Source organism: Intrasporangium sp. (assembly GCF_040414665.1).
Taxonomy (GTDB): Bacteria; Actinomycetota; Actinomycetes; order Actinomycetales; family Dermatophilaceae; genus Intrasporangium.
Genome location: NZ_JBEDUL010000064.1, coordinates 48,426 through 73,946 on the forward strand (window position 1 = coordinate 48,426; position 25,521 = coordinate 73,946).

The 25,521-nt window shown below is 70.2% G+C and carries 23 protein-coding genes; 16 read left to right on the forward strand and 7 right to left on the reverse strand.

Going from position 1 to position 25,521, the window contains the following annotated elements; genetic code table 11:
• Positions 1 to 79: 79 nt before the first annotated feature.
• From ABF401_RS07165 to ABF401_RS07175, 3 genes are read right to left on the reverse strand one after another with little or no spacing between them, the layout of a single operon-like run.
• Entirely contained in the window at positions 80 to 1,105 is a 1,026-nt protein-coding gene (locus ABF401_RS07165) for a ferredoxin family protein (protein ID WP_353508852.1), read from the reverse strand.
• Complete coding sequence (locus tag ABF401_RS07170; RefSeq protein ID WP_353508853.1) at positions 1,105 to 3,555, reverse strand: DNA gyrase/topoisomerase IV subunit A; 2,451 nt, start codon at positions 3,553 to 3,555, stop codon at positions 1,105 to 1,107. Before ABF401_RS07170 ends, ABF401_RS07165 begins: the two co-directional genes overlap by 1 nt.
• A 56-nt stretch (positions 3,556 to 3,611) precedes the next feature.
• Positions 3,612 to 4,232, reverse strand: a complete 621-nt coding sequence (locus ABF401_RS07175) for a nitroreductase family protein (RefSeq protein ID WP_353508854.1) — start codon at positions 4,230 to 4,232, stop codon at positions 3,612 to 3,614.
• 65 nt (positions 4,233 to 4,297) lie between these two features.
• Here ABF401_RS07175 and ABF401_RS07180 point away from each other — a divergent pair, with 65 nt between their 5' ends.
• The 4 genes from ABF401_RS07180 to ABF401_RS07195 all read left to right on the forward strand — a co-directional run bounded on the left by ABF401_RS07180 (position 4,298) and on the right by ABF401_RS07195 (position 9,517).
• Positions 4,298 to 6,961: a bifunctional acetate--CoA ligase family protein/GNAT family N-acetyltransferase gene (locus ABF401_RS07180; RefSeq protein WP_353508855.1), complete on the forward strand. Its 2,664-nt coding sequence runs from the start codon at positions 4,298 to 4,300 to the stop codon at positions 6,959 to 6,961.
• An 81-nt stretch (positions 6,962 to 7,042) separates the two neighbouring features.
• The gene (locus ABF401_RS07185; protein WP_353508856.1) at positions 7,043 to 7,642 is read left to right on the forward strand and encodes a DUF5998 family protein; all 600 of its coding nucleotides are present in this window, start codon (positions 7,043 to 7,045) and stop codon (positions 7,640 to 7,642) included.
• A gap of 7 nt (positions 7,643 to 7,649) precedes the next feature.
• On the forward strand, positions 7,650 to 8,801 hold the full coding sequence (locus tag ABF401_RS07190; protein WP_353508857.1) for an alkaline phosphatase family protein: 1,152 nt from the start codon (positions 7,650 to 7,652) through the stop codon (positions 8,799 to 8,801).
• A gap of 11 nt (positions 8,802 to 8,812) precedes the next feature.
• Entirely contained in the window at positions 8,813 to 9,517 is a 705-nt protein-coding gene (locus ABF401_RS07195; RefSeq protein ID WP_353508858.1) for a thymidine kinase, read from the forward strand.
• A 15-nt stretch (positions 9,518 to 9,532) separates the two neighbouring features.
• Here ABF401_RS07195 and sepH read toward each other — a convergent pair whose 3' ends face one another.
• Positions 9,533 to 10,747, reverse strand: coding sequence for a septation protein SepH (sepH, locus tag ABF401_RS07200; protein ID WP_353508859.1), 1,215 nt, complete (start codon positions 10,745 to 10,747; stop codon positions 9,533 to 9,535).
• A gap of 120 nt (positions 10,748 to 10,867) precedes the next feature.
• Here sepH and ABF401_RS07205 point away from each other — a divergent pair, with 120 nt between their 5' ends.
• The 3 genes from ABF401_RS07205 to ABF401_RS07215 are packed head-to-tail and all read left to right on the forward strand — an operon-like array spanning position 10,868 to position 13,485.
• Complete coding sequence (locus tag ABF401_RS07205; protein WP_353508860.1) at positions 10,868 to 11,512, forward strand: trimeric intracellular cation channel family protein; 645 nt, start codon at positions 10,868 to 10,870, stop codon at positions 11,510 to 11,512.
• Positions 11,513 to 11,518: 6 nt separating this feature from the next.
• On the forward strand, positions 11,519 to 12,598 hold the full coding sequence (locus ABF401_RS07210; RefSeq protein ID WP_353508861.1) for a ferrochelatase: 1,080 nt from the start codon (positions 11,519 to 11,521) through the stop codon (positions 12,596 to 12,598).
• 5 nt (positions 12,599 to 12,603) lie between these two features.
• A complete protein-coding gene (locus tag ABF401_RS07215; protein WP_353508862.1) occupies positions 12,604 to 13,485 on the forward strand; it encodes an inositol monophosphatase family protein in 882 nt (293 codons plus the stop codon).
• A gap of 66 nt (positions 13,486 to 13,551) precedes the next feature.
• Here the strand turns inward: ABF401_RS07215 and ABF401_RS07220 are convergent, their stop codons facing one another.
• Entirely contained in the window at positions 13,552 to 13,737 is a 186-nt protein-coding gene (locus ABF401_RS07220; protein WP_353508863.1) for a hypothetical protein, read from the reverse strand.
• Between the two features lie 357 nt (positions 13,738 to 14,094).
• Between ABF401_RS07220 and ABF401_RS07225 the strand changes: the two genes are divergently transcribed.
• From ABF401_RS07225 to ABF401_RS07245, 5 genes are all read left to right on the forward strand, one after another.
• Complete coding sequence (locus tag ABF401_RS07225; RefSeq protein WP_353508864.1) at positions 14,095 to 14,394, forward strand: DUF4193 domain-containing protein; 300 nt, start codon at positions 14,095 to 14,097, stop codon at positions 14,392 to 14,394.
• Between the two features lie 56 nt (positions 14,395 to 14,450).
• The gene (dut, locus tag ABF401_RS07230) at positions 14,451 to 14,963 is read left to right on the forward strand and encodes a dUTP diphosphatase (RefSeq protein WP_353508865.1); all 513 of its coding nucleotides are present in this window, start codon (positions 14,451 to 14,453) and stop codon (positions 14,961 to 14,963) included.
• Positions 14,964 to 15,095: 132 nt separating this feature from the next.
• A complete protein-coding gene (locus tag ABF401_RS07235) occupies positions 15,096 to 15,899 on the forward strand; it encodes a DUF3710 domain-containing protein (RefSeq protein WP_353508866.1) in 804 nt (267 codons plus the stop codon).
• Positions 15,900 to 16,112: 213 nt separating this feature from the next.
• Positions 16,113 to 16,334 (forward strand): single stranded DNA-binding domain-containing protein, encoded by a 222-nt coding sequence (locus tag ABF401_RS07240; RefSeq protein ID WP_353508867.1) that lies wholly within the window; start codon positions 16,113 to 16,115, stop codon positions 16,332 to 16,334.
• On the forward strand, positions 16,327 to 17,070 hold the full coding sequence (locus ABF401_RS07245) for a DUF3159 domain-containing protein (protein WP_353508868.1): 744 nt from the start codon (positions 16,327 to 16,329) through the stop codon (positions 17,068 to 17,070). Before ABF401_RS07240 ends, ABF401_RS07245 begins: the two co-directional genes overlap by 8 nt.
• Positions 17,071 to 17,073: 3 nt before the next feature.
• On the opposite strand, the gene ABF401_RS07250 is transcribed toward ABF401_RS07245, so the two are convergent.
• Together ABF401_RS07250 and ABF401_RS07255 are read right to left on the reverse strand one after the other, a co-directional pair.
• The gene (locus tag ABF401_RS07250) at positions 17,074 to 17,943 is read right to left on the reverse strand and encodes a potassium channel family protein (RefSeq protein ID WP_353508869.1); all 870 of its coding nucleotides are present in this window, start codon (positions 17,941 to 17,943) and stop codon (positions 17,074 to 17,076) included.
• Positions 17,837 to 18,499, reverse strand: coding sequence for a potassium channel family protein (locus tag ABF401_RS07255; RefSeq protein ID WP_353508870.1), 663 nt, complete (start codon positions 18,497 to 18,499; stop codon positions 17,837 to 17,839). Before ABF401_RS07255 ends, ABF401_RS07250 begins: the two co-directional genes overlap by 107 nt.
• 126 nt (positions 18,500 to 18,625) lie before the next feature.
• Between ABF401_RS07255 and ABF401_RS07260 the strand changes: the two genes are divergently transcribed.
• The 4 genes from ABF401_RS07260 (at position 18,626) to ABF401_RS07275 (ending at position 25,362) form a co-directional block, all read left to right on the forward strand.
• Entirely contained in the window at positions 18,626 to 20,590 is a 1,965-nt protein-coding gene (locus ABF401_RS07260) for an APC family permease (protein ID WP_353509002.1), read from the forward strand.
• Positions 20,587 to 21,843 (forward strand): class I SAM-dependent RNA methyltransferase, encoded by a 1,257-nt coding sequence (locus ABF401_RS07265; protein ID WP_353508871.1) that lies wholly within the window; start codon positions 20,587 to 20,589, stop codon positions 21,841 to 21,843. The genes ABF401_RS07260 and ABF401_RS07265 overlap by 4 nt, the downstream gene beginning before the upstream one ends.
• Before the next feature lie 198 nt (positions 21,844 to 22,041).
• Entirely contained in the window at positions 22,042 to 24,861 is a 2,820-nt protein-coding gene (locus ABF401_RS07270) for an aconitate hydratase (RefSeq protein ID WP_353508872.1), read from the forward strand.
• Between the two features lie 132 nt (positions 24,862 to 24,993).
• Positions 24,994 to 25,362 (forward strand): hypothetical protein, encoded by a 369-nt coding sequence (locus tag ABF401_RS07275; protein ID WP_353508873.1) that lies wholly within the window; start codon positions 24,994 to 24,996, stop codon positions 25,360 to 25,362.
• The last annotated feature ends 159 nt before the right edge of the window (positions 25,363 to 25,521 follow it).

Here is a 25,521-nt window from a genome sequence, read left to right on the forward strand (position 1 = left end):
AACCCCGCCCCGTGCCCACGGCACGCAGGCCGCGGCCGGGCGACAGCGGCATACGGCCTCATCACGGCGCGGCTGGGAGCTATGGACCCTCGATGAGCTCGCCGACGAACTCGTGCACGTCGATGGCGACCTTTCCGCAGGACTCGGGGCGTCGGTCCCCGGTGGGCCGACGCTGAACGCCGACCCGCCACGAACGACCGTCCTCGTGGGCGACCTCGACGACGGCCTCGACGGTATCGACCTGCTCGGCGTCGCCGGGCACGGCCCAGAGAGCCCCGAGCCGGGTCTCCTCGATGAGGGCACGGACGTGGGACTCGGCGCACTGCGCCGTGGCCGGCAACGGTGACCGGCCGCGGTCGTGGGTCCCGCCGAGGAGCTCGCGTGGCACGTGTCCCGTGTTGCTGGCATCGAGCACCCAGCCGGCCGTCTTCTCATCGAGCCGGGCGAAGCCCTGGCCCCAGGGCAGCAGGACGGCGGTCGGGGCGAAGCGATGGCCACCGGTATGGGAGACCTCCCAGACCCGTCCGGGCGCGAGCCCGGCAGCCGCGGCCACCAGTGGACGTCCCCGGACGGCGCAGCACACGTCGCGGCGACCGTTGGTGCAGATGAGCAGGTGCGGCGGCGCATCCTCGGCATCCGGAAGCGAGGCCCGCACGAGCGCGCGGTGGCCCCTGGCCAGTGCGGACCAGTCGAGCTGGAGCAGGTCTCCTGGCCGGGCGACCTCCGCCGACACCAGCCACGCATCGTCGGGCCGGGCGCCTGCATGGGCGACGAGGACGCGCCGCCGGCCGTCATGGTCGGGGTGCCCGCTGGGTCGCCGCATGAGCATGAACCTGCCGCCAGCGTCCGCGCACCGGATGTCGAGCTCGGTGCCCAGCTCGGCGCCGAGGTGTGAGTCGCGGGCGGCGACCCGGCCCCAGGGGCCGGACTGCTCGAGCACGACGAAGAACCCGGCGCCGGCGGCGGTGCCGAAGGCGCTGGTCCCGTCCTGGTCCCAGAGGACCGAGCAGGCATCTGCCGCCGGCGTGCCGTGACCCGAGGTGGCCGGGTGCCGGCCAGCTGCGGGCACGTCCGGGCGCTTGGCCGCGCGCTTGCGGGGAGGCATCAGACGGGAGGTGCGGCGACGATGGCGGCGATGACGGTGTTCGTCTCGGTGCCCGAGCCGTCGCGTCGGCCGGTCGCGGGGGGGAGCTCGATGGCCACGCCGCCGGCCGCCGCCGCCCGCGCCGGGGTGTTGCCGGCGAATGCGATGACGAGGGTGTCCTGGCCCTTGAGGAAGCGGTGGCACCTGACTCCACCCGTGGCCCGTCCCTTCGGCGGGTACTCGGCATAGGGCGTCACCTTGAGTGAGCCGGCCTCCGTGCCGGGCAGGGCACCTGAGGACCCCGCCGAGGTGACCACGACGGCGTCGCGGCTCGGGTCGACGACGCCGAAGGACACGGCCCGCGCATCGGGGCCGAGCTTGATCCCCGCCATACCAGCCGCCGACCGACCTTGGGGCCGAACAGACTTCGCGGGGAAGCGCAGCAGCTGCGCGTCGCTCGTGATGAAGACGAGGTCGAGGTCGTCCCGGTCGGCGATGGCGGCGCCGACGACTCGGTCACCCTCCTTGAGGCTGATGACCTCCCAGTCGTTGCTCTTCGGGGCGTCCGGGGTGACGCGCTTGACGACGCCGGCAGCCGTGCCGAGCGCCAGGGTCGGGGCATCGGCCCCGATGGGGACGATCGTCAGTGGCTCCTCGGCCTTCGCCAGGTCGACATACGCGGCGAGGGGTGCGCCACCGCCCAGGCTCGGCGCCCCGTTCGTCGGAGGCAGCGTCGGCAGCTCGAGAGCCGACAGCCGAACGAGGCGACCGGCGGTCGTGACCAGCCCGAACTCTCCGCGAGCGGTCGCGCGCACGGCGCCCACCACGGCGTCGTGCTTGGACCGGGCCCCTTCGGCGGTGAGCGGCTCGGCGCCGCTCGTGCGCGCGAGCAGCCCGGTGGACGAGAGCAGCACCCAGCACGGGTCGTCCGTGATCTCCAGGGGCGTGGTGCTGGTCTGCTTGGGCTGGCCCGAGCTCTCGAGGAGGACTGTGCGGCGCGGCGTGCCATGCTTCTTCGCGACGTCGGCGAGCTCGGTCGAGACCAGCTTGAGCAGCAGCCTCTCGTTGTCGAGCAGCGCCCGCAGCTCCTCGATGCTTCGCTCGAGCTCCGACTTCTCGTTCTCGAGCTCGATGCGGGAGAACTTGGTCAGCCGCCGCAGCTGGAGGTCGAGGATGTAGGTGGCCTGGGGGTCCGACAGGTCGAAGACCTCCATGAGGCGGGTCTTCGCGGTGCCGGCGTCGTCCGAGCTGCGGATCAGCTGGATGACCTCGTCGATGTCGACGATCGCGATGAGCAGGCCCTCGACCAGGTGCAGCCGCTCCTCCTTCTTGCCGAGGCGGAACTCCGTGCGGCGGCGGACGACGTCGGTCCGGAAGTCCACGTAGACCTGGAGGAGCTCCTTGAGGCCCATCGTGCGGGGCTGGCCGTCGACGAGCGCGACGTTGTTGATGCCGAAGTTCTCCTCCATCGGCGTCAGCCGGTACAGCTGCTCGAGCACGGCATCCGGGTTGAAGCCGTTCTTGACCTCGATGATCAGGCGCAGGCCGTTGGCCCGGTCCGAGAGGTCCTTGAGGTCGCTGATGCCCTGCAGCTTCTTGCCCTGGACGAGGTCGCGGATCTTCTCGATGACCTTCTCGGGACCGACGAGATAGGGCAGCTCGGTGACGACGATGCCCTTGCGTCGCGGGGTGAGGTTCTCGATCCGGGCGGTCGCGCGGGTCCGGAAGCTGCCCCGACCGGTCAGGTAGGCGTCCCGGATCCCCTCGAGCCCGACGATCCTGCCACCGCCGGGCAGGTCCGGTCCGGGGACGAACTTCATCAGCTCGTCCAGCGAGCACGACGGGTTGGCGATGAGATGACGGGAGGCGCCGATGACCTCGACGAGGTTGTGCGGCGCCATGTTCGTCGCCATGCCGACGGCGATCCCGGAGGCCCCGTTGACGAGCAGGTTCGGGAAGGCCGCCGGCATCACCTCCGGCTGGTACTGCGTGTCGTCGTAGTTCGGCACGAAGTCGACGGTGTTCTCGTCGAGTCCCGACACCATGAGCAGTGCGGACTCGGCGAGCCGGGCCTCGGTGTAGCGGGCCGCGGCCGGGCCGTCGTCGAGGGACCCGAAGTTGCCGTGTCCGTCGATGAGGGGCAGCCGCAACGTGAACGGCTGGGCCATCCGGACCAACGCGTCATAGATGGCCGTGTCACCGTGCGGGTGGTACTTGCCCATCACCTCGCCGACGATCCGCTGGCTCTTGACGTGACCCCGGTCGGGGCGCAGCCCGAGCTCGTTGGCACCGTAGAGGATGCGCCGTTGGACCGGCTTGAGCCCGTCGCGCGCGTCGGGGAGAGCCCGGGAGTAGATGACGGAGTAGGAGTACTCGAGGAAGGCGTTCTGCATCTCCTCCTCGACGTCGATCCCGACGATCTTCTCCTCGAAGTCCGGAGGGGGAGGCGTGGTGGTGCTTCGTCGGGCCATGCCGGGTCGGGCTCCTTGCTGCGTCGGGATGAACACTCCATCTTCGCCCACGCCGGTCAGCCGCCCGGACCTGCCACGCCGAACCGGCCCCAGTGGGCGACGTCCCTGGCGCTCCGTCGGGGTCGCCGCAGACTGGGGCTCTTGGGCCCGGGGAGCGCGTGCCCGATGGAGACGACACCGACGATGGCACGGCCGGACGGAATGCCGAATGCCACCTTGACGGCGTCGTGGTGTGCCGGCGGCACGCCGAAGAAGAGCCCGCCGAATCCCTCGTCGACGGCGGTGAGCAGGATGAGCAGCGCCGCCATGCCCGTGTCGATGTCCCAGTAGGGCACCGGCCAACGATGCTCGTCTCGATCGGTCCAGCCCTTGTCGGGTTCGGCATACCGGTCCAGGTACGCCTCCTTGTCGGACAGACACAGGATGAGCACGGGTGCATTCCGTATGCCGCTGAGCCAGCTGTCGCTCGGACCGTCCCCGGGTGTCGTGGCCCTCCAGAACGAGTCGCGCTCGTCGTCCTCCGAGAGGACGACGAAGTCCCAGCCCTGGCTGAAACCCGCACTCGGGGCGCGGACCGCGTTGGCCAGGCAACGCTCGACGACCTCAGGCGGAACGGGCCGATCAGGGTCGTAGCGCCGGACCATACGACGGCGCCGCACGACGTCGGAGAACTCCATGTCCGCCAGCCTTGCACCCCAGCCCGCGCCGTGGATGACGGGGCAGGTCATGACACGATGTGCGCATGGTGGACGAGGAGTCCTGGCCCAAGGCCCCCGTCGAGTGGGAGGCCGACGTCGTGCTCAGGGACGGCACGGTTGCGCACATCCGCCCGATCACGCCCGCGGACGGGGACCGGTTGCGCCAGTTCCACAACCGCCAGTCCGACGAGTCCATCTACTTCCGGTTCTTCGCCCCGCTCCGCGAGCTGAGCGACCGTGACGTCCACCGGTTCACCCACGTCGACTACCAGGACCGCGTCGCCCTCGTCGCGATCCTCAACGAGGAGATCGTCGGTGTCGGCCGGTTCGACCGCATCAACGCCGCGAGCGCCGAGGTGGCCTTCAACATCTCGGACCACATGCAGGGCAAGGGAATCGGCTCCGTCCTGCTCGAGCACCTCGCCGCCATCGCCCCCGAGGTCGGCATCACTCGCTTCACGGCCGAGGTGCTGCCGCACAACCGCAAGATGCTCATGGTGTTCAAGGACGCCGGCTACGAGGTGTCGAGCCACATCGAGGACGGTGTCGTCGGGTTGTCCTTCGACATCCTGCCCACGGAGCAGTCCAAGGCGGTCCAGCTCTCCCGCGAGCATCGCGCCGAGTCCCGGAGCATGCGCACGATCCTCTACCCGGAGCGGGTTGCCATCGTGGGCGCGAGCCGTCGCGAGGACTCGATCGGTGCCCTCGTCCTGCGCAACCTCATCGAGGCGGACTTCCAGGGGGAGCTCTACCCGATCCATCGGGAGGCAGCGGAGATCCAGGGACTGCAGGCCTATCCCACGATCCTCGACGCGCCGGGGCCGGTCGACCTCGCGATCGTCGTCGTTCCGGCCGCTGACGCCCTCGAGGTCGTGGAGGACTGTGGGCGGGCCGGCGTCAAGTCGCTGCTCGTCCTCTCGTCCGGCTTCGCCGAGTCCGGGGAGGAGGGTGCTCGCCTGCAGGACCGACTGCGCACGACGGCACGCGGAGCCGGGATGCGGATCGTCGGACCGAACAGCTTCGGGCTCATCAACAACGACCCCGGCATCCGACTCAACGCCACCCTCGCGTCGATCATCCCGGGCTGCGGGCGACTGGGCCTGTTCGCCCAGAGCGGTGCGCTCGGCGTCGCGGTCCTCGCCTCCGCTGCGCGGCGGGGCCTGGGCATCTCCGTCTTCGCGTCGGCCGGGAACCGGGTCGACGTGTCCGGCAACGACCTCATGCAGTTCTGGATCGACGACCAGGACACAACGACCGTCGGCCTCTATCTCGAGTCGATGGGCAACCCACGCAAGTTCTCCCGGATCGCGCGTCACCTCGCGTCGGTCAAGCCCGTCATCGTCGTCTCGTCCGGCGTCTCCCAGTACGCCGCCCCACCCGGGCACCGGACGCGAACCCCGAACGTGCCCCCACAGGCCTTCGACGCCCTCTTGAGCCAGGCCGGAGTCATCCGCGTCGAGAACGTCCACCAGCTCTTCGACGTCGCCCAGCTGACCCTTCATCAGCCCATGCCGACCGGGGACCGGGTCGCCGTCGTCGGCAACTCCGACGCGCTCGGTTCGCTCAGCGCCTCAGCGGCGGAGAGCTGGGGCCTGCGGGTGACGCATGGCCCGGTCTCCCTGCTGCCACACGCATCGGCGGAGGAGTTCGCGCAGGCGCTTGACGCGGCCTTCTCCGATCCCGATGTCGACAGCGTGGTGGCCGCGTTCATCCCGCCACTCGTGACCCCCGATGAGGAGGTGTCCCACGCCGTCCGGGACGTCGTGGCCAAGCATGACAAGCCCTGTGTGGCAACCTTCCTCGGCATGCGCGGCGTCGATGGCGGCATGCGCTACAACGCCGCCGACGGGCAGGAACGGTCCGTCCCGTCCTACTCGATGCCGGAGGACGGGATTCGCGCCCTCCGCTCCGTGACCACGTACGCACAGTGGCGCGCCAAGGACCGGGGCGTCCCGGTGGCCCCCGTCGGGATCGACCGGGCCCGCGCCACTGCGCTCCTCGACGACTGGTTGGAGGCGAGCCCGGAGGGACGTGCTCTCACCAGGGAGGAGACCCGCGACCTGTTGGCCACCTACGGGATCAGGCCCTGGCCGGCCATCGAGGTCTCCGACGTGGACGAGGCGGTCGGCGCTGCCGAGGGGCTGGGCTATCCGGTCATCCTCAAGTCCACCTCGCCGGTCGTGCGGCATCAACCAGGGCTGGCCGGCGTCCGGGCGGACCTCGTGGATGCCGATGCGGTCCGTGACGCCCACGCCTCGCTGAGCGAGCGGCTCGGTCCCCTTCGCGCCGACCGATTCGTCGTGCAGCGCATGGCGGTACCCGGTGTGTCCTGTGTCCTGAAGGCCACCGAGGACCCTCTCTTCGGACCGGTCGTCAGCTTCTCGGTCGCCGGACCGCCGACCGAGCTGCTCGGCGACATCGCGCACCGCATCCCGCCCCTGACGGACGTCGATGTCGCGGACCTCATCAACGGCGTCCGAGCCGCTCCGCTGCTGTCGGGCCATCGGGGTGCCGCACCGGTCCACCGGGCCGCGCTCGCCGATCTCATCGCGCGCCTGTCGGTCCTCACGGACGACCTGCCCGAGCTGGCGTCGATCGAGCTGAACCCCGTCAACGCGTGGACCGGAGGAGTGGACGTCCTGGGGGCCGACGTCGTGATCAGCCACGCGCTGGTCCGCAAGGACACGGGGCGTCGCAGTCTCACCTGACCCGGTTCGTGGACACTGGCCCCGCCGATCATTGTGAACGATCGGGACGCGCACCTGTGAGCGGGTGCAAGGATGGTAGCCATGCGACGCGTGACTCAGGAACCGGAGCGGGCCCTCCCGGAGGACCTCACCTCGGCGATCACCCGGGCCGGCTACTACCCGGCACTGGTCTGCGATGTGGTCGAGTCCGCGCTCGCGGGGGACGAGGTCGTGTCCCACCTGGTCCACCAGGAGACGACGTTCGACCACGAGACGGTGCGGCGGCACGTCACGGTCCTGGTGGTGACGAGCCGCCGGCTCGTCATCGCCCACGCCGACGACCACGCCGAACCCGGCGCGCAGGCGACGGCCACGGCGACGACGGAGACCGTGCCCCTGGACGCCGTCCGTGGCGTCATGGTGACCCATGTCGTCACCGAGCCGGAGGGGTTCGTGCAGAACAGTCCCTCGCGCGACATCACCCTCACCCTGGGTTGGGGTGCGGTGAGCCGGCTGGACCTGCTGCCAGCCCAGTGCGGTGATCCCGACTGCACCGCTGACCATGGTTTCGAGGGAACCGTGTCCGCCGACGACATCTCCCTGCGAATCTCGGCCGCAGCGGACGGCGAGGCGGCGGTCGAGCGCGCGTTGTCCTTCGCACGGCACCTGTCCCGGTCCATCGGCGGAGCGGTCCGGGCGTGAGGAGCCGATGACCACTCAGGTCGCGCGCCCTCCGCTGGACTGGTCAAAGGGGACGCTGGCGTCCGTCCTCCCGTCCGTCGCGGACCGGCTCGGAGTCAGGCGCTATGCGGGCATGGACGTCTTCGACCTGCCGGAGGTCGCTCGGGCCGTCGTGGTGCTCGTCGACGGGCTGGGCCATGACCTGCTCCTGCAACGCAGCGGCCACGCTCCGTTCCTCAGGGAGCGCCTCGCAACGGCGCATCGCGTCGCCTGCGGGTTCCCCACGACAACGGCCACCTCGATGGGCAGCTTCGGCACCGGGCTCCCGCCGGGCGCGCACGGGCTCGTCGGGATGCAGGTGCTGGACCCGCAGTCGGACCGGCTCGTCAACGAGCTCTCCTGGGAGGACGGCCCGGACCCTCGATCGTGGCAGCCGTACGGCACCGTCTTCGAGGCTGCGGTCAACGCCGGCGTCGAGGTCACCATGGTCGGGCCGCACTACTTCGAGGGATCGGGCCTGACGACGGCGGCGCTCCGGGGCGCTGGCTTCACCGCGGCACGCCTGCTCGACGAGCGGGTGACGGCTGCCGTGGCCGCGGTCAGGGCCACGCCCAGGGCCCTCGTCTACCTCTACTGGGGGGACGTCGACAAGGTCGGTCACGTCCACGGCTGCCAGTCCTGGCAGTGGGGTGACGAGGTCGAGTCGGTCGACGCGGCCCTCGCGGCACTGGTCAGCCAGGTGCCGGATGACACTCTCGTCGTCGTCACGGCCGACCACGGCATGGTCGACGTCCCTCATGAGAAGCGCCTTGACCTCATCGACGAACCGGACCTCATGGCCGAAGTGCGGCACCTGGGCGGCGAGCCACGCTGCATCCAGCTCTACACCGTGGATGGTGCCACCGAGGACGTGGCGGCCGTGTGGCGCGAGCGAGTCGGTGAGCGCGCCCGGGTGCTGTTGCGTGAGCAGGTCATCGCCGATGGCTGGTTCGGGCCCGTGGAGGAGCGCGTCGCCGGGCGAATCGGGGACGTCGTCGTCGTCATGAACGACTCCTTTGCCGTCGTGCACAGTGGTCTCATGCGGCCGGAGCTGGTGCGCCTGCTCGGCCTGCACGGCTCGACGAGTGAGGTCGAACTCGCCGTGCCGGTGGTCGTGGTGCCGCCGCGTCGCGGCGTCTAGGGTGGGCGACCGTGGCTGAGCTCGTCTTCTTCTCCGGGACGATGGACTGTGGGAAGTCCACCCTGGCGCTCCAGATGGACCACAACCACGCTGCCCGTGGCCGCGTGGGGCTGATCTTCACCAAGATGGACCGGGCCGGCAGCAACGTCCTCTCGTCCCGGCTCGGTCTGTCCACCGGAGCCCTCGAGGTCCATGACGACCTCGACCTGTGGGACACCGTGGTGGAGCGGGCGACGGCCGGTCAGCGGGTCGACTACCTCGTCTGCGACGAGGCGCAGTTCTACTCGACCGCGCAGGTCGAGCAGCTGGCGCGCATCGTCGACGAGATGGAGGTGGACGTCTTCGCCTTCGGGATCACGGCGGACTTCAAGACCCAGCTCTTTCCCGGCAGCAAGCGCCTCATCGAGCTCGCCGACCGGGTGCAGGTTCTCCAGGTCGAGGCGCTGTGCTGGTGCGGTCGCCGGGGCACGACGAACGCCCGCATCGTCGACGGCGTCATGGTCGTCGAGGGCGACCAGGTGGTCGTCGGGGACACCAATCCCATCGTGACTCCGAGCGAGTCAGGCGTCGTGGAGTACGAGGTCCTGTGCCGACGCCACTACATGCGCCGGATGACGGCGCACGCTGCGCGGGCAGCCTCGCTGTCCCCCGAGGTGTTGCCGTTCGACCTCGACGTGTGCGCCCTGCCGCCTCGGCCCATCACGCAGTCCGACTGAGCGCGAGGCGCCGGGTCACTCGCCCTTGCGCCCGAACATGATGTCGTCCCAGCTCGGCACGCTCGGGCGGCCCGACTTGCGCGTCGACGGGCGCCGCGATGGTCCGGTGGCTGCCGATGGGCGCGGCCCGGCGTGGGAGGTCGTGAGCTCCTGTGCCGGTGGCGGCTCGTCGCGGTCGGTTCCGGTCGGTCGCTGCCGGTCCTCGGACTGGGGGAGCGGCTGGGTCTCGGCGGCGGTCGATCCCGCGGCGGACGCCCCACGTCGGCGGCGCCGAACCGAGGCGCTGGCAGCACCCGATCCAGCCCCATCGGCAGGCGCGCGCTTCGCCCGCGGATCGTCGCTCGGGTGACCATGAGCGGACGGGGGCTCCTCGTCACGCGTGGGCGTTCGGGTCAGGTTCTCGAGGGGGAGTGCCTCCTCGGGCGCGTCGTCGATGCCGGGCACGTCGGCGCCGCGGCCGCGCCGACGTCGTCCACGTGCGGCGCTCCGCTCGCGCATCGCCTCCATGAGGTCGACCGGCTCGCCCGGCTCGGCAGGCTGTCCGGTGCGCGCCTGCCGACGGCTGGCGACACCACCCTCCGCCTCCACGTCGTAGACCGTGGCCGACCCGGCGCCAGCGGGGACATGCGGGGCTGGCAACGGCCCGGGGAGCTCGAGGTCCTCGTCCTCACTGAGCCACCGTGCCTCGTCATCGCGCGCGACCACGGTGCGAGCCAGCGGGTCGAAGTCCCACGCGGCCTCGCGCTGCCGGCCACCGGCATTGAAGAGCAGCACGACCGTCCAGGCACCCCGGTCCGTGCGGCGGGAGTCCCACTGGGTCGCCTCGGGGTCGAGCTCCCGGGAGCGGAGCCGCTCGGCGACCCGGGCGCCCAGGGTCGAGGCTCCTCCGTGCGCCCCGCGGCTGCGCAACCGGACCTTCTGCGCGAGTCCCGCGACGTGCTCGCGCTCGGCGAGGATCGGAACCTCGTAGCGGTGCACCTTCTCGACATCCCACCGGGCTCGCTCCGCAACCTCCTCTGCCGTCAGGCCAGCACGGATCATCGCCTGGACATCCTTTGGACGAAGGCCGCCCTCGACCTCCAGCTGCAGCTGACCGAGCCTCGGCCGGTCCCGTCGTGCCGCGGCGCGCAGCGACTCGTCCAGCGGGACCTGGTAGCGGTTGCCCTCGTCGTCGGCGAGCAGGAGGTGCACACCGTCCTCATGGACGCCGATGAGCCTGAGGTCCTGCATGCGTGCGGTCTCCCGGTCGAACGTCAGCCGGAGGTCGTCCGGCTGCCTGCGTGTCGAGCATGCCATCGTGCCGGGTGTGGCGAAAGCGACCACGCCGCGCGAGGTAGCGTTTGCCTTGGCATGCAGACCCCGTCGTACTACTCGGCCCAGCTCACGCTCGACGTCATCGGCGTGTTCGTCTTCGCGCTCTCGGGCGGCCTCGTGGCGGTCAAGAAGGGTTTCGACATCGTGGGCGTGCTGGTTCTCGCTGGTGCGGCGGCACTGGGCGGCGGCATCCTGCGCGACCTGCTGATCGGGTCGGTGCCGCCGGTCGGGATCACCGACTGGCGGCTGCTGACGTCCGCCGCGCTGGGTGGCCTGGCCACCTTCGTCTATCAGCCCGGGGTCGAGCGGGTCTCACGGCTCGTCCGGGTCCTCGACGCGGGCGGCCTCGCGGCCTTCGCGGTGTCCGGGAGCCTCAAGGCCGTGACCCTCGGTGTCGCGCCGACCGCGTGCGTGCTGGTCGGGATCATCACGGCAATTGGTGGCGGCATGATCCGCGACCTCCTGGCGGGCCAGGTCCCCGAGGTGTTGCGCCGCGAGCTCTACGCCCTCCCGGCCGCCCTCGGTGCCGTCATCGTCGTGGTCGCGGGCGAGCTCGGCGCCCTGCACGACTGGGTGCTCTGGATGGCTGTTGCCCTCGTCTTCGGATTCCGCATGATCTCGGTGCGGCTGGACCTCAACGCGCCGCGGCCACTTCGGACCGGCCAACCCCGACGAAAGTGACCAGGCATGCAGCCCTATGACGCCATTCTCCTGCTCAGCTTCGGGGGCCCGGAGGCTGCGGAGGAGGTCATGCCGTTCCTGCGCCGCGTCACTGCCGGTAGGGGCATTCCGGACGATCGGCTCGAAGCGGTCGGGGAGCACTACTTCCTGTTCGGCGGACGAAGCCCGATCAACGACCAGAACCGCGCCCTCATCGCCGCACTCAGGGACGAGCTGCGGGCGCGCGGCGACGGCACCCCGGTCATCTGGGGCAATCGCAACAGCGAGCCGTTCCTCGCGGACACGCTGCGGGAAGCGCACGCTGCCGGATACCGACGGCTGGTCACGGTGACCACGAGCGCCTACTCGTCCTACTCCTCCTGCCGCCAGTACCGCGAGAACCTCGCCGACGCCCTCGACACGCTCCGGGGCGAGGAGCTGGACCTCGTGATCGACAAGATCGCGCCCTACGCCCCCCGGCCCGGCTTCCGGAGAGCCAACCTCGAGAATGTCGTCGCTGCCCTGCGCACGCTCGAGGGCCTCCCGGACGAACAGGTCGCCCTCCTGTACGTCACCCACTCGATCCCGGACGCGATGGACGAGACCTCCGGGCCGGGGGACGGGGAAGGGCACCTCTACCAGCGCCAGCACCTCGCCCTCGCCTCGGCTCTCACCGAGGAGGCCAACGCCGAGCTCGGCCGCAACCTCGTCGGCGAGCTCGTCTTCTGCTCGCGCTCGGGGCCGCCGACGCAGCCCTGGCTCGAGCCCGATGTCAACGATCGCCTGGAGGAGCTGGCAGCCGAGGGGCGTTCCGCCGTGGTCGCGGTCCCGATCGGGTTCGTCTCGGACCACATGGAGGTCGTCTACGACCTCGACACCGAAGCTGCAGCCACTGCAGCGCGAGTCGGACTCCGCTTCGTCCGGGCGGCGACCGTGGGCAGCGATCCGGCCTTCGTCACCGATCTGGTCGACGCCGTCGCCGAGCGCGCGGCGGAGGCACGGGGTGAGCCGGTGCCGGACTTCGAGGGTCGGATGCCGTCAGAGTGCGCAGCGGGGTGCTGCCCCAATCTCCGGTCGGCCCGTCGCGCCCTCTGCGGGAAGGACTGAGTCGAGTGACGACAGATCCGACCACCGATGCGCCCGGTCTGTCCGACCTGATGATCGAGGCGCTCGAGCGGCTCTGCATCGACTTTGCCCTGGCGGCCGGTCGTCTCATCCGCGACGACCGGCCCCGGAGCGTGGGCGTCGCCGCGACGAAGTCGACCGACACGGACGTGGTCACCGTCATGGACCAGCGATCGGAGGAGCTGCTCCACCGCCTGATCAGGTCCGCCCGGCCGGACGACGGAGTGCTCGGGGAAGAGGGCGTGGACGTCGTCGGGAGCTCCGGCCTGACCTGGATCGTCGATCCCATCGACGGGACGGTGAACTACCTCTACGACATCCCCGCGTACGCCGTGTCCGTCGCGGTCGTCACCGGTGATGCCCGCACCGACGGCGCCTGGCGACCGGTCGCCGGTGCGGTCAGCGACCCCTCTCGCCGGGTGGTGCACCATGCGCGTCGGGGCGGTGGCGCGTGGTCCAGACCCGAGCCCAGTGACAGCACAAGTCATCCCGCGGACGCCCCCCGCCGGCTGACCGTGTCCTCGCAGGCCCGGCTCGGCAGGGCGCTGCTCGCCACCGGTTTCGGCTACGACCCTGAGGTTCGCGCCCGCCAGGCTGACGTGCTACGACGCGTGCTGCCCCAGGTGAGGGACATCAGGCGCATCGGCAGTGCCGCGCTCGACCTCGTCCGGGTCGCCGAGGGGACGGTCGACGCCTATGCCGAGTCGGGGATCAACGCGTGGGACGTGGCCGCAGGCTGGCTCATCGTCGAAGAGGCGGGGGGTGTCGTGGTCGGCGTGGGCAGTCGCCCGGGCAAAGCCCTGACCGTGGCCGCGGGGCCGGCGCTCGTCGAGCCTATGCGGGCCCTCTTCCTGCCCACCGGGCAGTGAGGCGGCGTATGCCGCTGAGCCGGCTCAGCGGCATACGCCCTCTCACCACGTGGCCGGGTGGGTCGGTCAGGCGGCCCGAAACTGCTCCAGCTCCGGGACCCGAACGCCATTCTCTGCGGCAAGGCGGGCGAACGACTCGAGCTCGCCCGTGTGGATCTGGATGCGGTAGTCGTCGCCGGAGGCGCGCGCTCGGGCGAGATCATCGAGGGCGTCGAGCACGCGGACGCGGATCTGTTCGCCGAATTCGGTCATGGCACCTCCTGGCCGGTGAAGGGTCGGTTGGGCTCGCAGACCTTATCAGTGGGTCCGCGGGACATCCGGGACCCAGCCTGCACCGGGCCGGGTCTGGGTTTGGCAAAGAGATCGTGAAGGATTGGTCCGGAAACGGCAGGTCTGTCCGTTTTGCGGGCGCGAGCGCTGAGACTCGCCGTGAGACGAAGTGACAGAGGCTGGCGGATGGGGCACAATCCGCGCACGCAGCGTGTTTGACGATGTGAACACCGTCTTCGGCTGTGCGGGAACAAGGACGCGTGCGGGGACGTTCTCGCGTCACGACAAGGGGCGGTTCTCCGGTCAGACGGAGTATCAGCAAGCAGTGAGAGGGCACAGATGGCAACCGACTACGACGCTCCACGCAAGACAGACGACGACCTGAGCGAGGACTCGATCGAGGAGCTCAAGTCGCGTCGTGTCGACAAGAGCGCGTCCAGTGTGGACGTCGACGAGACCGAGCAGGCCGAGGGCTTCGAGCTGCCCGGCGCGGATCTCTCCGGTGAGGAGCTGTCCGTGCGGGTGCTGCCGAAGCAGGCTGACGAGTTCACCTGCTCCAGGTGCTTCCTGGTGCACCACCGGAGCCAGCTCGCCAAGGAGACGAACGGGATGATGATCTGCACGGAGTGTGCGGCCTGAGCGCCGCGTCCCACGGGCAGGTCGAGTCCCAGCTCGAGCAGATAGGGTCGGTCCACGTGACCGACCCTTGTGCTGCCCCCGAGGCAGGCGATGCCGGCCCGCCCTCGCCCGTTGTCGTCGCGGTCCTCCGGATCGATCCCGACCTCCCCTTGCCGTCATATGCCCATCCCGGTGATGCCGGGGCCGACCTCGTGTCGCGGGTCGAGCTGGTGATCCGCCCCGGTGAGCGCGTCCTCGTGCCCACCGGCGTCGCCATCGCGCTCCCCCCGGGCCACGCCGGATTCGTCCACCCCCGATCCGGGCTGGCGGCCCGCCACGGCATCTCGATCGTCAACGCGCCCGGCACCATCGACGAGGGCTACCGCGGCGAGATCCTCGTCAACCTGGTGAACCTCGACCCGAGCGAGGACTTCGCGGTCCACCGCGGGGACCGCATCGCCCAGCTCGTCGTCCAGCCGGTGGCTCGAGCACGCTTCGTGGCCGTCGATTCGCTCGACGCGACCGTCCGGGGGGACACTGGACACGGGTCGACCGGCGGCTTCGGGGCAGCGCGACCGCCGAGTGCCTGACTGGACCTGACAGGATGCACCGGGCTCGACCAGTGGCCCGGCCACTCGCCGGGTTCCCCGGGCCGGCCGGCGGTCGCCCGAGGTGGTCCGGGCCCGGCCCCTCGACAGATGTAGACAGAAGGACGGATTCACGTGGGACTCTTCAGCAGCCGCAAGTCGGCCCGTGACGAGCAGCCAGCCCCTGAGGCGGACTTCGATGACCTGGATGACGACCTTCAGCTCGACTCCGGAGAGCAGGACCCGGAGGAGATGGATGCCGGGGGTGCGGCGGTGGACGGGATGGCTGGTCCCTTCGACCGGTCCGCGGTGAGCGACGACAGCGAGTACCTCAACCTCGGGGCGCTCTGGCTCAAGGGGAAGCCGGGGATGGAGCTGCGACTCGAGGTGAACGAGCAGGAGCAGCAGATCACCGGGGTCACGGCCGTGCTCGGCGAGTCCGCCGTGCAGCTGCAGGCCTTTGCGGCGCCGAAGAGCGAGGGTGTCTGGATCGACATCCGCAACGAGATCGGCAAGAGCATCACCGATTCCGGCGGTACGGCCGAGATCCGCACCGGCGAGTTCGGCGAGGAGCTGCTGACGCGGATGCCGCAGCAGGGGCCCGATGGTCGCACCGTCTTCATGCCCGCCCGCTTCATCGGTTTCGACGGGCCGCGGTGGTTCCTTCGTGCTGTCGTGAGCGGCCGCGCCGCCATCGACGATGCGGCGGCAGCGGACGTGCACGACGTCATCCGCACGACCGTCATCGACCGGGGCGACGAGGCTCGTCCCCCGCGTGAGCTGCTCGCCCTGCGGCTGCCCGACACCACCGCGGCGCCCACCGCCTCGGAGCGACCCGATGAGCACCACGAGCACGACCATGGTGGTTCTGATGACCGGCGCCGTCTCGAGGACCTCAAGCCGTTCGAGCGCGGGCCCGAGATCACCGAGGTCCGGTGATCCCGATGACCTCGCGCCCCGTCCGCTGCGCAGACCCTCATGACCTCTGACACCGGACACCGTCTGCGCCGCTTCGCGGACCGGCTCCGTCGGGATCAGCCTGGTGCCGACGGGCCCCCTCCGCCACGGCGGGACGGTACCCAGACGGAGGTCGTCCCGATCCGGGAGGCTCATCCCAGAGCGAGAGTGACGGTCGTCGGCGAGGTGCGGACCATGTCACTGCGCCCCCGGGTCGATGTGCCGGCTCTCGATGTCGAGCTGTGGGACGGCAGCGGCGCCCTGCACCTGGTGTGGTTGGGCCGCCGGAGCATTCCGGGGATCTCGCCCGGCATCCGCCTGCGGGCGACCGGACGGGTCACCGTCCAGCGTCGCGTCGTCACGATCTTCAACCCGGCCTACGAGGTCATCGGGAGAGTGGGGGAGTCCCTTGGCTGAGCACGTTGACGGCGCCCCCGTCGGTGGTGCGGTGGCGCGGTCCGAGGCGGACCTGCGCCGGTTCCCGACCGTCGAGGAGCTGCTTCGAGTCAAGCTCTCGGAAGCGATCGGCGGGTGGCGAGGGGCCGTCGAGTCCGCCGTACCGACCCTCGCGTTCGCCCTGACCTGGGCGTTCACGAAGGACCTCAAGGTGTCGCTGCTCGCGGCCGGCGTCATGGTCCTGATCCCGCTCGCAATCCGGATCCTGCAGCGACAGGACCCACGGTTCATCGCCTACGCCGCGGTGGGCGTCGGGATTTCCGCGTTCTTCGCCCTCAGGTCCGGCCAGGCAGAGGACGCGTTCCTGCCCGGCATGCTGCAGAACGCCGGCCTTCTCGTGTTGCTCCTCGCCACCAACCTGGCCCGCTGGCCGCTCTTCGGCTTCGTCGTCGCGGTGGCCGAGCCGGAGGCGTTCGCGCAGGACCCGACGTGGTGGCACAAGCACCCGGGAATCATCACGGTGGCGATGCGGCTCGCGTGGGTCCTCATCGCGCTCAACGTCGTCAGGCTGGCCGTCATGGTGCCGCTCTATCTCGCCGAGCAGGTGGCGGCCCTCGGGGTGGCCAAGGTCGTGCTCGGATGGCCTGCCTACGTCGTGGCCATCACGGTCATGGGTGCCATTCTCCTGCGTGGGAACACGCCGATCGACCCCGGGAGCCTCGGCCCCAGGACGACGGAGTCCGCCGGCGACGACTGAGGCTCAGCGGTCGATCCCGACGTCGTTGAGGCGTGACCGCGGGGCGACGAGCTGCTGCAGCTGCGGCTCCTGCTCAACGGTGGTGATGAAGAGCAGCTCGTCCCCGACCTCCATCGCATCGTCACGGGTGGGCGCGATCGGCCGCTCGTCCCGGATGATCGCGACGAGGACGGTGTCCGTCGGCCAGATGATGTCCCCCACGCGTTGGCCGGCGAACGGGCTGCCGTCCGGCAGGGTGATCTCGACCATCGAGGCGCGCCCCTGCTGGAACTCGAAGATCCGCACGAGGTCACCGATGCTCACGGCCTCCTCGATGAGAGCGGTCATGAGGCGCGGCGTCGAGACGGCGACGTCGACGCCCCAGGACTCGTCGAACATCCACTCGTTCTTGGGGTTGTTGACGCGCGCGACCGTGCGCGGGACGCCGAACTCCGTCTTGGCGAGCAGGGACAGGACGAGGTTGGCCTTGTCGTCGCCGGTCGCCGCGACGACGACGTCCGACTCCTCGAGGCGGGCCTCCTCCAGGGCGCTGAGCTCGCAGGCGTCAGCCAGCAGCCACGACGCCTCCGGCACCCGGGACGCCTGGACGTCGTCGGCGTCCTTGTCGATGAGCAGTATCTGATGGCCGTTGGCGAGCAGCTCGCGGGCGATCGATCGCCCCACGCTGCCCGCTCCCGCGATGACGACACGCATCTGATCTCTCCTCAACAGAAGCCGAGCCTGGCACCAACCTACGTCCGCGAGGCGGAGGCTGCGCGGACGATGGTCAATGGAGTACGGGCGGCTGGTCGCAGATGCGCTCGACTCGCGCCAGGTCCTCCCGCCGGAGGGCGAGGTGGACGAGGTCGCCCTGCTGGACCACCGTGTCGGCACGAGGGAGCTCCCCCTGCCCGAGACGCGTGAGGTACGCGACCCGCGCACCGGTCCTGGCCTCGACATCGGTCAGGGACCGACCGATCCACTGCTCGGCCAGGGGGACCTCGGCGATGACGACCTGGCCGCTCGGGTCCGTCAGCTCCGGCATCGCTCCGGAGGGCAGCAGGCGCTGGATCATCTGGTCCGCGGTCCACTTGACGGTGGCGACCGTGGGGATGCCGAGTCGTTGGTAGACCGCGGCCCGTTGGGGGTCGTAGATGCGGGCGGCGACATGCTCGACGCCGAACGTCTCTCGCGCGACCCGCGCGGCCAGGATGTTGGAGTTGTCGCCGCTGCTCACGGCGGCAAAGGCGTAGGCGCCCTTGATGCCAGCAGCAATGAGGGTGTCCCGGTCGAAGCCGATGCCCGTGACCGTCTGCCCCTCGAACGAGGTGCCGAGCCGGCGGAAGGCGGAGGCGTCCTGGTCGATGATGGCGACGTCGTGGCCGTGTGAACCGAGCATACGGGCCAAGGTCGAGCCGACTCGCCCACAGCCCATGATGACGAAGTGCACGATCGCGACGCTACACCCAGCCACAGTCACCGGCGTGCGTGACCACGCGGCCCAGCCCAGCGGCATACAGTGTCGTTCGTGCCAGGAACTGGTTCGCTCTGGAAGCGCATCATCATCGGTCGCGCGATGCGCAGTGACCGGCTCCACGAGACACTGCTCCCCAAGCGCCTCGCGCTGCCGATCTTCGCCAGCGACGCGCTCTCGTCCGTGGCGTACGCCCCGGACGAGATCCTGCTCATGCTCGGCATCGCCGGCGGCGCGTTCGTCATGAGCCACAGCTGGCAGGTGACGGTCGGGGTCATCCTGGTCATGGTCGTCGTCGTCGCCTCCTATCGGCAGAACGTCCACGCCTACCCGTCGGGAGGCGGGGACTACGAGGTGGCCACGGTGAACATCGGCCCCAAGGCGGGGCTCACCGTGGCCAGCTCCCTGCTCGTCGACTACGTCCTCACCGTTGCGGTGTCCATCTCGTCCGGTGTGCAGAACGCCGCCACCGTGCTCGACTTCGTGCGCGGCCGGGAGGTCGTCGTCGCGGTCGTGTTGATCCTCTTCCTCACCGCGATGAACCTGCGTGGCGTCCGGGAGTCGGGCATGGCCTTCGCCGTCCCGGTCTACGCGTTCATGGTCGCCATCGTCGGCATGGGCGCCTACGGCTTCCTCCAGGAGTTCACCGGAAACCTCGCGCCGGCGGAGTCTGCCGGGCTGACGCTCGTGCCCGAGGGGGACGAGACGATCACCGGGCTCGCGGCCGGGTTCCTGCTCCTTCGCGCCTTCTCGTCGGGATGCGCGGCCCTCACCGGTGTCGAGGCGATCTCCAACGGTGTCCCGGCCTTCCAGAAGCCGAAGAGCCGGAACGCGGCCACGACCCTGCTCCTCATGGGGACGCTGTCGATCACGATGCTCACCTCGATCATCGCCCTGTCTCAGTGGACCGGGGTCAAGATCGCTGACGACCCGGCCTCCCAGCTGTTGCGCAACGGGCAGCCGGTGGGCGAGGACTACGTCCAGCACACGGTCATCGGCCAGCTGTCCGTCGCGGTCTTCAAGGACTTCGAGGTGGGCGTCGTCTTCGTCTCGATCGTCACCGGCCTGATCCTCGTGCTCGCCGCCAACACGGCGTTCAACGGCTTCCCGGTACTCGGCTCGATCCTGGCGCGCGACGGCTACCTGCCCCGCCAGCTGCACACCCGCGGCGACCGGCTGGCGTTCTCCAACGGCATTCTCATCCTGTCGGGTGCGGCGATCGTGCTCGTCATTGCGTTCAAGGCCGAGGTGACCGCGCTCATCCAGCTCTACATCGTCGGCGTCTTCGTCTCGTTCACCGTGAGCCAGGTCGGCATGGTCCGGCACTGGACCCGGCACCTGCGGCTGGAACGCGACCCCAAGGCACGGGCCCGGATGATGCGGTCACGGGTCATCAACGCCATCGGTGCCGCGATGTCCGGGACGGTCCTGGTCGTCGTGCTCATCACCAAGTTCCAGGCCGGCGCCCGCTACGCCATCCTCGCGATGGCCCTGCTCTTCGCGCTCATGCTGGGCATCAGGAAGCACTACGAGCGGGTGAGCCAGGAGCTCGCCATCGACTGGGAGTCCGACAAGCCCCTGCTGCCCAGCCACGTTCACGCCATCGTCTGCATCTCCAAGGTCCACAAGCCGACCATGCGCGCACTGTCCTATGCACGGGCGAGCCGGCCGTCGATGCTCGAGGCGGTCACGGTCGACGTCGACGCGGACGAGACCAGGGCCCTCGTGGAGGAGTGGGAGCGACGGCAGATCCCGGTGACCCTCAAGGTCCTCGCCTCGCCCTACCGGTCGATCACCCGACCGATCCTCGACTACGTGCGGTCGATCCGCACCGGCAACCCGCGTGACCTCGTCACGGTCTACCTCCCGGAGTACGTCCTCGGCCGGTGGTGGGAACAGGTGCTCCACAACCACAGCGCGCTGCGCCTCAAGGCGCGGCTGCTGTTCACCCCCGGCGTCATGGTCGTCAGCGTGCCGTGGCAGCTCGCCTCCTCGGAGGGCGCCGAGCGCGACTGGATCGACATGCCGCCCATTCCCGGCTCGGTCCGCGGCGGCGGCGGCACGTGAGCCGTCGCGTCCCGCGGGAGCGACCTGCGGGCCGGGCCAGCCTCGTGGGCAACGAGTGGACGCTCGACGTGGGAGCCGTCGCGCACGGTGGCCACTGCGTCGCGCGGAACGAGGGGCAGGTGGTGTTCGTCCGGCACGCCCTGCCGGGTGAGCGCATCGTGGCCCGGGTCACCGAGGGCCGGGTCGGCGACCGGTTCGTCCGTGCCGATGCCGTCGAGGTGGTGCGAGCCTCGGCTCACCGGGTGCCGGCGCCCTGCCGCTACGCGGCAGAACGCGTCTGCGGCGGGTGCGACTTCCAGCACGTCTCGCTCGCCCACCAACGCGAGCTCAAGGCGGCCGTCGTCCGTGAGCAGTTCGTCCGGCTCGCCGGCACCGAGGTCGACGTCGAGGTCCGCCCCGTTCCGGGCGACCGCGACGGGCTGCGCTGGCGCACCCGCGTGGAGTTCGCCGTCGACCGTGAGGGACGTGCCGGGCTGCACGGGCACCGCTCGCGCCGGATCGTCCCCGTCGACGACTGCCTCATCGCGACCGAGGGCGTCCGGGACTCCGGCGTGCTCGACACCGACTGGCAGGGGTGCACCGCGGTCGACGTCATCGATCCGGCCCATCCCGACGAGCCCGTGCTCGTCGCCTTGCCCCTCCCGCGCGGAGCGGACGAGGGCGGCGGCCTCGTGGGCGAGCGCGCCACCGACGGAGCCTGGGAGGGCGAGTACGTCGTCTCCGCGAGGGGTTTCTGGCAGGTCCACCCCGGAGCGGCGTCAACGTTCCTGTCCAGGGTCGTCGCGCTCCTCGAACCGGCGCCCGGCGAGCGCGTCCTCGACCTCTATGCCGGCTCGGGCCTGTTCGCCATGCGGCTCGGCGAGCTCGTGTCGCCCGGTGGTTTCGTCCTCGCCGTCGAGGGTGATGCGCTCGCCGTGTCGAACGGCCTGCTCAACACCGACGGGCAGGACAACGTCGAGTGGCGGTGCAACCGGGTCGACCACGAGCTGGGCTCCCTTGTCTCGCAGGGAATCACGGCGGACCTCGTCGTGCTGGATCCGCCCCGCACGGGCGCCGGTGCCGCTGTCCTGGGCCAGGTGGCCGCGATGCGCCCCCGCCGGGTGGTCTACGTTGCGTGTGATCCTGCCGCCCTCGCCCGGGATGTCAAGGCCGCCGTGGACCATGGGTTCCGCCTCACGCACGTGGAGGGCTGGGATGCCTTCCCGATGACGCACCACGTCGAGTGCATCGCCGTGCTCGAACCCGCTGGCTGAGCATCACCCGGGGGTGCGGCCCGCCGCGCTGGGACGGATGGGTACAGGGGTGACGAGCCCAGCGGCATACGGCTGCCGATCCCTTGGTCGCGTGCGCGACCCGGGCTGACAATGGTCGAGGCGTGTGGTTAGATATCTTGATATCAAGATAAATGGTCGATTGCGACATCCAACTTCAGCTGCTGGAAGGAGCCCGCTGTGGGCAGTGTTGACAGCTTCAAGGCCAAGGGGACCCTCGAGGTCGGTGGTCAGTCGTACGAGATCTACCGCCTCGCCCAGGTCGAGGGACACGACACCCTCCCGTTCAGCCTCAAGGTTCTCCTGGAGAACCTGCTGCGGACCGAGGACGGGGCCAACATCACGGCTGACCACATCCGTGCGCTGGGGGGCTGGGACGCCAACGCGGAGCCCGACACGGAGATCCAGTTCACCCCTGGGCGCGTCATCATGCAGGACTTCACCGGCGTGCCCTGCGTCGTCGACCTGGCGACGATGCGCGAGGCCGTTGCGGATCTCGGTGGTGACCCTGCCAAGATCAACCCCCTGGCCCCCGCCGAGCTGGTCATCGACCACTCGGTCATCATCGACGTCTTCGGCCGGCCCGACGCCTTCGAGAAGAATGTCGAGATCGAGTACCAGCGCAACCACGAGCGCTACCAGTTCCTCCGCTGGGGCCAGACTGCGTTCGACGACTTCAAGGTCGTCCCGCCCGGCACCGGCATCGTCCACCAGGTCAACATCGAGCACCTGGCGCGCGTCGTCATGACCCGTGACGTGGACGGCGCTCGGGTTGCCTACCCCGACACCTGCGTCGGCACCGACTCGCACACGACGATGGTCAACGGCCTCGGCGTCCTCGGCTGGGGCGTCGGCGGCATCGAGGCCGAGGCAGCCATGCTCGGCCAGCCCGTGTCGATGCTCATCCCGCGCGTCGTCGGCTTCAAGCTCACCGGGTCGATCCCGTCCGGCGCGACCGCGACCGACGTCGTCCTGACCATCACCGAGATGTTGCGCGACCACGGCGTCGTCGGCAAGTTCGTCGAGTTCTACGGCGAGGGCGTGGCCCAGGTCCCGCTCGCCAACCGCGCCACCATCGGCAACATGAGCCCGGAGTTCGGCTCCACCTGCGCGATCTTCCCGATCGACCAGGTCACGCTCGACTACCTGCGCCTGACGGGTCGCTCCGACGAGCAGGTTGCCCTCGTCGAGGCCTACGCCAAGGAGCAGGGCATGTGGCTCGAGCCGGGCACCGAGGCCCGGTTCTCCGAGTACCTCGAGCTCGACCTCTCGACGGTGGTCCCCTCCATCGCCGGGCCGAAGCGCCCGCAGGACCGCATCGAGCTGACCCGCTCCAAGGAGCAGTTCCGCAACGACCTGAAGAACTACGTCGTCAACGGCAACAGCATCGAGAAGAGCAGCGTCGACCAGGAGCTGATCGGCACCTTCCCCGCGTCCGACTCGCCCTCACACGACGCGCGCGAGGAGTCCGAGAGCGCGGGCCGCCCCGTCCACTCGCCTGCCGCGCCAGCTGGTGTGGAGCGGGCGAGCCACCCGACCACCGTCACCCTCGACGGTGCCGAGCAGACCATCGACCACGGCCACGTCGCGATCGCCTCGATCACGAGCTGCACCAACACGTCCAACCCCTCGGTCATGATGGCGGCCGCGATGCTTGCCAAGAACGCCGTCGAGAAGGGGCTCACGGTCGCCCCGTGGGTCAAGACCTCGATGGCGCCGGGCTCCAAGGTGGTCAGCGGCTACTACGACAAGGCGGGCATGTGGCCCTACCTCGAGAAGCTCGGCTTCCACCTCGTCGGCTACGGCTGCACCACGTGCATCGGCAACTCCGGACCGATCATCGAGGAGGTCTCGCAGGCGGTCAACGACAGCGACCTCGCCGTCACGTCGGTCCTGTCGGGCAACCGCAACTTCGAGGGCCGGATCAACCCGGACGTCAAGATGAACTACCTCGCGAGCCCACCGCTCGTCATCGCCTACGCGCTGGCGGGCACGATGGACTTCGACTTCGAGGCCGAGGCACTGGGCCAGGACGCGGACGGGGGCGACGTGTTCCTCAGGGACATCTGGCCCGCGCCCGAGGACGTCGAGCGCACGATCGCCGAGTCGATCAACAAGGAGATGTTCACCGAGGACTACGCCGACGTCTTCGCCGGGGACGAGCGCTGGCGGTCCCTGCCGACGCCGGAGGGCGACACCTTCGCGTGGAACGCCGAGTCGACCTACGTCCGCAAGCCCCCGTACTTCGAGGGCATGACTGCCGAGCCGGCCCCCGTCGGGGACATCGAGGGCGCGCGGGTGCTCGCCAAGCTCGGTGACTCGGTCACGACGGACCACATCAGCCCGGCCGGGTCGATCAAGGCCGACAGCCCAGCGGGCCGGTACCTCCAGGAGCACGGCATCGAGCGCAGGGACTTCAACTCCTACGGCTCGCGTCGCGGCAACCACGAGGTCATGATCCGCGGCACGTTCGCGAACATCCGCCTCAAGAACCTGCTCCTCGACGGCGTCGAGGGTGGCTTCACCCGCGACTTCACCCAGGGCGGCGAGCAGACGACCATCTACGATGCGGCACAGAGCTATGCCGGTGCGGGCACGCCCCTCGTCATCCTGGCCGGCAAGGAGTACGGCTCCGGGTCGTCGCGCGACTGGGCCGCCAAGGGCACGAGCCTGCTCGGCGTCAGGGCGGTCATCGCCGAGAGCTACGAGCGGATCCACCGCAGCAACCTCATCGGCATGGGCGTGATCCCGCTCCAGTTCCCGCAGGGGGAGAATGCCGAGTCGCTCGGCCTGGCCGGCACCGAGACGTTCTCGATCTCCGGGATCACCGAGCTCAACGACGGGCGCACGCCACGGACCGTCCACGTCACGGCGACCGCCGAGGACGGCACGACGAAGGAGTTCGACGCGGTCGTTCGCATCGACACACCGGGCGAGGCGGACTACTACCGCAACGGCGGCATCCTCCAGTACGTCCTTCGCTCCCTCGTCGCCAGCTGAGTCCCGCTCCCGACAGGACGAGGGCCCCGTATGCCGCTCAGTGCGGCACGCGGGGCCCTCGCCGTTGCCGGGTGGCGGGTGGTCAGACCCGCGTGGCTGAGTCGGCCGAGATCGAGCGTGCACAATGACGGCATGGCAGCACACACCCCACCCGGCTGGCCCGAGGGTGTGCCCCCGGCCCACACTCCGGGCTGGGAGGACCGGGCGGTGCTGTGGCTGCTCGACCAGTGCCCGCCCGACTACCGGTCCTACAGCGGCTGGCGCAAGCACCCGATCGCGCTCGCCTGGCTCGCCGGCCGCCACCTCGAGGGCCAGGTCGTCGCCATGCGCGACGCCTGGCGAGAGGCTCGCGTCGCCATCGGCCCGCACGTCCCGGCGGAGGCACTCGACGAGATCCTGGTCCAGATCGAGGCCGAGGGCATCCGCCTGCTCGCCGCATCGCGGTCCGCGCGTCTGCTCCACGAGGCCCTTCAGGGCAAGGTCTTCGCGCCTCGGCTGTGAGCCCCCGGGGGAGTGCGGCAGGGCACGCACCGCAGTGACGTGCGCGAGGAGCTCAGCGGCATACGCCATGGGGCCTGGCACCGGGCTGGGACCAGGCTTTCGGCACCCGGCCGGTCACGCCGTAGACTCGATCGACGCATCCCAACGAGAGGACCTGGC

Excerpts from the sequence above, each read along its gene's own strand:
- ABF401_RS07165 (WP_353508852.1), bottom strand. The coding sequence starts at position 1,105 with ATGCCTCCCCGCAAGCGCGCGGCCAAGCGCCCGGACGTGCCCGCAGCT.
- ABF401_RS07170 (WP_353508853.1), bottom strand. The coding sequence starts at position 3,555 with ATGGCCCGACGAAGCACCACCACGCCTCCCCCTCCGGACTTCGAGGAG.
- ABF401_RS07175 (WP_353508854.1), bottom strand. The coding sequence starts at position 4,232 with ATGGAGTTCTCCGACGTCGTGCGGCGCCGTCGTATGGTCCGGCGCTAC.
- ABF401_RS07180 (WP_353508855.1), top strand. The coding sequence starts at position 4,298 with ATGGTGGACGAGGAGTCCTGGCCCAAGGCCCCCGTCGAGTGGGAGGCC.
- ABF401_RS07185 (WP_353508856.1), top strand. The coding sequence starts at position 7,043 with ATGCGACGCGTGACTCAGGAACCGGAGCGGGCCCTCCCGGAGGACCTC.
- ABF401_RS07190 (WP_353508857.1), top strand. The coding sequence starts at position 7,650 with ATGACCACTCAGGTCGCGCGCCCTCCGCTGGACTGGTCAAAGGGGACG.
- sepH (WP_353508859.1), bottom strand. The coding sequence starts at position 10,747 with ATGCAGGACCTCAGGCTCATCGGCGTCCATGAGGACGGTGTGCACCTC.
- ABF401_RS07205 (WP_353508860.1), top strand. The coding sequence starts at position 10,868 with ATGCAGACCCCGTCGTACTACTCGGCCCAGCTCACGCTCGACGTCATC.
- ABF401_RS07210 (WP_353508861.1), top strand. The coding sequence starts at position 11,519 with ATGCAGCCCTATGACGCCATTCTCCTGCTCAGCTTCGGGGGCCCGGAG.
- ABF401_RS07220 (WP_353508863.1), bottom strand. The coding sequence starts at position 13,737 with ATGACCGAATTCGGCGAACAGATCCGCGTCCGCGTGCTCGACGCCCTC.
- ABF401_RS07225 (WP_353508864.1), top strand. The coding sequence starts at position 14,095 with ATGGCAACCGACTACGACGCTCCACGCAAGACAGACGACGACCTGAGC.
- ABF401_RS07240 (WP_353508867.1), top strand. The coding sequence starts at position 16,113 with ATGTCACTGCGCCCCCGGGTCGATGTGCCGGCTCTCGATGTCGAGCTG.
- ABF401_RS07260 (WP_353509002.1), top strand. The coding sequence starts at position 18,626 with ATGCGCAGTGACCGGCTCCACGAGACACTGCTCCCCAAGCGCCTCGCG.
- ABF401_RS07275 (WP_353508873.1), top strand. The coding sequence starts at position 24,994 with ATGGCAGCACACACCCCACCCGGCTGGCCCGAGGGTGTGCCCCCGGCC.